A 6295-nucleotide genomic window follows, 5' to 3' on the forward strand; every position below is an offset into this window, starting at 1 on the left:
TCCGTGTTCGGTATGGGAACGGGTGTGACCTCTTTGCCATCATCACTAGACTATTGTCGACCTTCAATACACGGCGTATTACTGCATCAGCTTCTCTCGCTTAATCGGTCACGTACGGAGGTACGCTCTCTCATTCACTCGTTTGCTTCCTTGTACTACTCGTATCTTGAAACTCTTATGTATTTCGTTTTGAAGTTTATTACCTGTCCTTCAAGACAAGAATTATTGTATAACGTTTTTTCGCATTGTGCAATACTTTTTTATAAAAAAAAGAAATTATTACTTTTTAGAGAGATTTTTAGTTATATAAGAGAAATTATCACTCTGCTAATCATTATAACACAATTGTTTAATTTAAAGAAAACAATTAATTTATCATATTAAATTATAGGTTTTCATCTCTATTCTCAATCTTCTTTAAGAGCCTTAAACTTACTTTTCAGGTGAAAGAACATTCACTATCTTTCACCTGAAAAACATTAAATGATAGAAAGCTCCATTTGTAATCGATCAATTTCCTCAAATGTTGTTGCTGGTCCAAAAGAAATTCTAAAAAATTGACGAGCTGCTTCCATAGAATAGCCCATTGATAAAATCGCCTTCGTACCAGATTCACTATGAATATCACAGGCACTCCCTGTAGAGATACAGATCCCTGCTTCATTTAATTTTAATAAAACATATTGCCCCTCTACCCTTTTCATCAATACACCACAAATATTGGGCAATTGCTCCTTACACTCAATTATTTGGCATGTCTCTGGTAAATTTCTCTTAAAATATTGACGTAAAGCTTCATAATGCTGACGCTCATATTGATATTCTTCAATCGCCGTAGCAAAAGCGACAATTGATGGGGTATCTAAGGTTCCTCCCCTTAGCCCACGCTCATGTGTCAAACCTGGTGCTAATGCAGGAACTCGTAGCTTCGGATTAATATAAATAGCTCCACAACCTTTTGGTCCACCTATTTTATGAGCTGAAACAGTCAGAGCATCCACTTGCTGTTTTAACGGAAGCTTACAAAAAGACTGAACACAATCGACATGCAAGAAAACATTTGATTGTTTTGCAATCTCTGCAATATTTTCTATAGGTTGAATAGAGCCTATCTCTGAATTTACATGTTGGATCGTGATTAAAGCCGTATCTTCTTGTATGGCTTCTCGTAATTGCTCCACATGAATACAACCATCTTGCTGTAAAGGTAACTTCGTGACCACAAAACCCATTTTTTCAAGCGTATTTAACGCAGCATGTACGGATGTGTGTTCAGCTTTTGATGAAATAATGTGCTTCCCTTTATTGGAAGTCAAAGCTAACGACAAAATAGAAATTAAATTGCCCTCAGTGCCGCTTCCAGTAAAGATTACGCCATCACTGTTTACTCCAAGAGATCTCGCTACAACAGTTCTTGCCTGTTCAACAAAATAATGAGCTTGCCCTCCTAAATCATGCAAGCTTGCACTATTCGCATAATACCGTTCTGCTATCTCACAATATGCTTTAAGAGCTTTGGGAACCATTGGAGTTGTTGCAGCATAATCCAGATAAATCATCTTATTCTTCCTTTCTGTATCATCAAGTCTTGTGTTCTCTTTTATTTTATGTAAAGATAAATGTCAAGACAACTGTAAAGATTTTTAAGCGTAGATGTAATGACAGATGCACTTATTATAGGTAGCGGGATCGCTGCCGTTACAAGTCAAGAAGATCATCCAAGGTTTCACTCTGTTGATACATTGACTGCTGGTAAATATCACCATGAAAGATGGCATATTGAAATACAAAACTGCACAGAAATAAAGAATTACGTTCGGACAAAAAATGGCCCATACATTATCCCAAACGGGTTAAAAGCAAAATAATTTCTTCATTGCTGACAAAACTTACGATCAAACAATGATGCACACTTAAGCATTGTCCGAAATTCTATCGATATGCAACAACTCGCACAACAATTACCATCAATGCAAACACTTCTTCATGTTGATTTAGATAGCTTGAATCAATATGAACTTTGAACTTTACATGATGCATACTGTTGCTACAGTAATTGCATGCGCAGCCATTAAACAAGCAGAAACTCGCAGCGGAGCTTTTATTCGCACTGATAAATTACAAAATTAGGCGTGTTGATTAGGAAAAAATAGATTTATTGTTGATTGTAGCGTAGGGTTACTCGACTCCTGCGGGAAAGCGAGACAGACGAGACCCTGCACGGAGCGGAGGAAGCGGCTCGACGCTCGCCCGCAGGAAGCCTTGCTCTGTACGAAAGCGTAGCGTCAGCGACAAAGCGAGTAGCCCGTAGCGGAAATCAGCCTCTTCAAATGTATAAAAATGGTTAATCAACACACCTGTTACAAAATTTTAAACAGAAGGTAAACCGCTGGATCATTTTTCAACCAGGACAGATGAAAGTGAGGAATTCATTATATGAATATCATCAAGCTCGAGGAAATGCTCAAGCAATTTTTTAATGAAGATATAGGAGATGGGGATTTATCAAGTGAATTTATATTTTCTGCTGAACAGCAGGGATCTTTTTCTTTTTATGCGAAAGAAAGCGGCATTTTTTGTGGAGCCCTCATCATTGAGCATGGATTTCTTTTACTTGATCGATCGATGGATATTACTCTTTATAGAAAAGATGGTGAAAAAGTAAATACTGGTGATGTTCTCGCTGTTATTCAAGGACCTCTTCAAAAGTTATTAATGGGTGAACGGGTAATTTTGAATCTTACTCAGCGTATGTCTGCTATCGCTACAGCTACAAATTTAGCGGTGCGTGAAACAGCAGGTACGAATGCGAAAATATGCGATACTCGCAAAACAATGCCTGGCATGCGAATGTTAGATAAATATGCTGTTAGAATCGGTGGTGCCTACAACCATCGCAATGGTTTATACGATGCGATAATGCTAAAGGATAATCATATTGCGTTTGCAGGTAGTATTACTAAGGCAGTACAGGCTGCCCGAGAGAAAATCGGTCACACCATAAAAATCGAAGTGGAAATCGAAACAAAGGCCCAGCTAGATGAAGCAATTGTAGCTGGCGCAGACATTATTATGTTTGATAATCGCAGCCCTGAAGAAATACGTGAATGGCTTCCTGCTGTTCCCCCGCATATCGCTACAGAAGCTTCAGGAGGCATTACGCTTCATAACTTAAACACCTATGCTAAAACAGGCATTCAATGGATTTCTCTTGGAGCTTTAACACATTCAGTAATAGCCTTTGATATTAGTGCACTTGTACAAACGAAAGGAGTTAATTCTCTTGTCCATCACTAGTTTATTACAACAAACGTCACTACTACCAGATCATTATCGTGCATTATCTAAAAACGAAATGGAATCTCGTATTAAAGCTATAAAAAAGAAATTAGGCAGTACACTCTTCATCCCGGGCCATCATTATCAAAAAGATGAAGTAATTCAATTTGCAGATGTAACAGGAGATTCTTTGCAGCTTGCTCAATTATCAGCTACTAACAAGGAAGCTAAACATATAGTATTTTGTGGTGTACATTTTATGGCGGAAACAGCTGATATGCTTACATCTGAACAGCAGCATGTTTACTTACCTGATATGCGAGCAGGCTGTTCAATGGCCGATATGGCAGACATTTACCAAACAGAACAAGCATGGCCAATTTTACAACAACTTTTTGGCGATACCATTATCCCGCTAACATATGTCAATTCTACTGCTGCCATTAAAGCATTTACGGGTAGACATGGAGGAGCCTGTGTGACATCATCCAATGCAAAAGAAATGGTGAGATGGGCATTTACACAAAAACAACGTATTTTCTTTTTACCAGATCAACATTTAGGTAGAAATACTGCGTATGATTTAGGAATACCGCTAGAAAATATGGCCGTCTGGAATCCTCAAACAAATATGCTCGAGACAGATCAGTCCCCAGAAAACATACAAGTCATCTTATGGAAGGGACACTGCTCTGTACACGAAGGCTTTACCGTTCAGCATACGGAGATTGTACGTAAAACTCATCCAAACATGCGCATCATTGTTCATCCTGAATGTAATCGCGAGGTTGTTGCTGCTGCAGATGATGCAGGTTCTACAAAATACATTATTGATACGATTAATAAGGCACCAAGTGGTTCTGCTTGGGCGATTGGCACAGAAATGAATCTCGTTAATCGTATTATCAAGCAGCACCCCGATAAGCAGATTATATCCTTAAATGAGAACTTTTGCCCTTGTCTTACGATGAACCGAATCGATTTACCTCATTTACTTTGGTGCCTTGAAAGTATCGAACAAGGGCAACCACATAATCGTATTCAAGTAGAAGCTCATGCCGCTGAAGAAGCACGTAGTTCACTTGAAAGAATGCTATTACGACCAAAAGAGGCTGGGACAAAACCTCACTAAAAAGTAAATATAGTAAGAAGCCCGAAAAATTTTACGAACAGTAAAGTTTTCCGGGCTTTGTATTTGAACATATAAATTTTGATAAAAAGAAAGGACACCCTCTGATAAAATTAAAGTAACCAAACCATAACCAATCAGAAAGAAGTGTCCTTATGCTTAAAAATTATAATATGCATCAAGTTGTTTTACGCTAAATTTAGAAATAAAACTTCAAGAAAATGATATCGCTACGCCATCAATGATTTAGTGGAAAGTATTCCAAATGAAGCATTCGATTCATTTCTTCGAAACACGGGTTGCCCAGCTTATCACCCGCGAAAAGGTACAAAACCTTCTAAAATGCCGAGAATCTCGTAATAGAGGAAAACAGATTAAAAAGAGAGGTATATCTTACGAACGGTTTGTATTGCTACTGCTATTGATAGACAGGGTAATCTAATTATGGAGTTATTATGTAGAGGTAGAATGACACACCAAGAATTAGAAAGACTCTATGACGGTCGTGTAGGGGGTAACTCTATCTTTTGTACTGACAGTCATAAGAGTTATGTTCAGTTTGCCAAGATTTTTCATTGGAACATAAGCGTATACAAAGAGGAAAACGTAAAGAAGGAATTTACCATATTCAACACATTAATGCTGTACACAGCAAATTAAAAAAGTGGATGAATAAGTTTAATGGTGTTGCAACTAAATATATCAGCAATTATTTGTATTGGTTTAAATGGCTATAATTATTTGAAACTGACAAAGAAGTTGTTAAAATCAAGAACTTTATGGTTCAATGCAATGTAGCCCATGCTTATACAAGAGTAACAATATTTATTTAGGTATATACATTTGTAATATTAGGAATAACGAATTATTTATATTTCATGGAGGAAAATTTCAATGATAAAAAGTAATTTTAAAATAGAAAATATTCCAGCGATTTTATGGGGTGACAAATCAGATAAGTTATTTGTGGTAGTGCATGGTAACATGTCAAATAAGGCAGATGACTCGATTATTGTATTTGCAGAAGAAGCAACAGCAGTAGGTTATCAAGTGCTTAGTTTTGATTTACCTCAACATGGTGACCGTAAGGATGATACTTATCTTTGCAAAGTTCAAAACTGTGTTCAAGACCTTAATACAATTATGATCTATGCAAAATCGTTATCAAATAATATAAGCATTTTTGCTTGTAGCATGGGAGTATATTTTAGCCTATTAGAATATAGCCATGAGCCGTTGAAGCAGTGTTTGTTTCTCTCTCCTGTGGTAAATATGGAACGTATCATAAATAATATGATGACATGGTTTAACGTAAGTGAGAGTAGACTAAAAATAGAGAAAGAAATTTCTACACCTATTGGACAAACTCTCTATTGGGACTACTACTGTTATGTGAAAGAACATCCTATTGTTGCTTGGAATAATCCAACTTCAATTCTCTATGGTTCAGAAGATAACTTATGTGAGTTTGACGTTGTATCTGAATTTAATAAACGTTTTAACTGTAATTTGCAAGTAATGGAGAATGGAGAACACTATTTCCATTCTGAGGAACAGTTGCAGTATTTCAGACAATGGCTGAAAAAACATATATACGTTAAATGATAATAAAAAATGATTGATGTATAATCTTCTTTAAAAGCGCATTAAGGGAAGTCAAAATGGCTTCCCTTAAAAGTTATATAATTTCAACATTGTTTTAAAACATCACCTTTCCTTTAATATCAGCTAGTTATATCCCAGACTCTTTTCGTTTTAGTTGATGGACGTTTTTTCAAAGATACATAGTACCAGTTGCTATTTTTATATTTCTCTATTTCTAAAAAGTTATCTTTTTTAGTATGACCCGTACGGGATTCGAACCCGTGTTACCGCCGTGAAAGGGCG

General features: G+C 36.6%; 5 protein-coding genes and 2 pseudogenes. 6 read left to right on the forward strand and 1 reads right to left on the reverse strand.

Annotated elements, in window-relative coordinates; all coding sequences use genetic code 11:
- Positions 1-479 precede the first annotated feature (479 nt).
- Positions 480-1559, reverse strand: a complete 1080-nt coding sequence (locus QRN68_RS11760) for a cysteine desulfurase family protein (protein WP_285397071.1) — start codon at positions 1557-1559, stop codon at positions 480-482.
- A 99-nt stretch (positions 1560-1658) separates the two neighbouring features.
- Between QRN68_RS11760 and QRN68_RS11765 the strand changes: the two genes are divergently transcribed.
- The 6 genes and pseudogenes from QRN68_RS11765 (at position 1659) to QRN68_RS11790 (ending at position 6013) form a co-directional block, all read left to right on the forward strand.
- A complete protein-coding gene (locus tag QRN68_RS11765) occupies positions 1659-1868 on the forward strand; it encodes a hypothetical protein (RefSeq protein WP_285397072.1) in 210 nt (69 codons plus the stop codon).
- Positions 1869-2436: 568 nt separating this feature from the next.
- Positions 2437-3297 carry a carboxylating nicotinate-nucleotide diphosphorylase gene (nadC, locus tag QRN68_RS11770; RefSeq protein ID WP_285397073.1) on the forward strand — a complete coding sequence of 287 codons (861 nt, stop codon included), beginning with the start codon at positions 2437-2439 and terminating at the stop codon, positions 3295-3297.
- A complete protein-coding gene (nadA, locus tag QRN68_RS11775; protein ID WP_285397075.1) occupies positions 3284-4411 on the forward strand; it encodes a quinolinate synthase NadA in 1128 nt (375 codons plus the stop codon). The genes nadC and nadA overlap by 14 nt, the downstream gene beginning before the upstream one ends.
- 152 nt (positions 4412-4563) lie before the next feature.
- Positions 4564-4729 (forward strand): annotated as a pseudogene (locus QRN68_RS11780) (IS5/IS1182 family transposase); the annotation flags it as partial.
- Positions 4730-5241: pseudogene (locus QRN68_RS11785) on the forward strand (IS1595 family transposase); the annotation flags it as partial.
- A gap of 61 nt (positions 5242-5302) precedes the next feature.
- A complete protein-coding gene (locus tag QRN68_RS11790) occupies positions 5303-6013 on the forward strand; it encodes an alpha/beta hydrolase (RefSeq protein WP_285397076.1) in 711 nt (236 codons plus the stop codon).
- Positions 6014-6295 lie beyond the last annotated feature (282 nt).

Origin of the sequence: Lysinibacillus sp. fls2-241-R2A-57 (assembly GCF_030209535.1) — a bacterium.
Taxonomy (GTDB): Bacteria; Bacillota; Bacilli; order Bacillales_A; family Planococcaceae; genus Lysinibacillus.

Coding starts and splice junctions, on each gene's coding strand:
- QRN68_RS11760 (WP_285397071.1), bottom strand. CDS start 1,559: ATGATTTATCTGGATTATGCTGCAACAACTCCAATGGTTCCCAAAGCT.
- QRN68_RS11765 (WP_285397072.1), top strand. CDS start 1,659: ATGACAGATGCACTTATTATAGGTAGCGGGATCGCTGCCGTTACAAGT.
- nadC (WP_285397073.1), top strand. CDS start 2,437: ATGAATATCATCAAGCTCGAGGAAATGCTCAAGCAATTTTTTAATGAA.
- QRN68_RS11790 (WP_285397076.1), top strand. CDS start 5,303: ATGATAAAAAGTAATTTTAAAATAGAAAATATTCCAGCGATTTTATGG.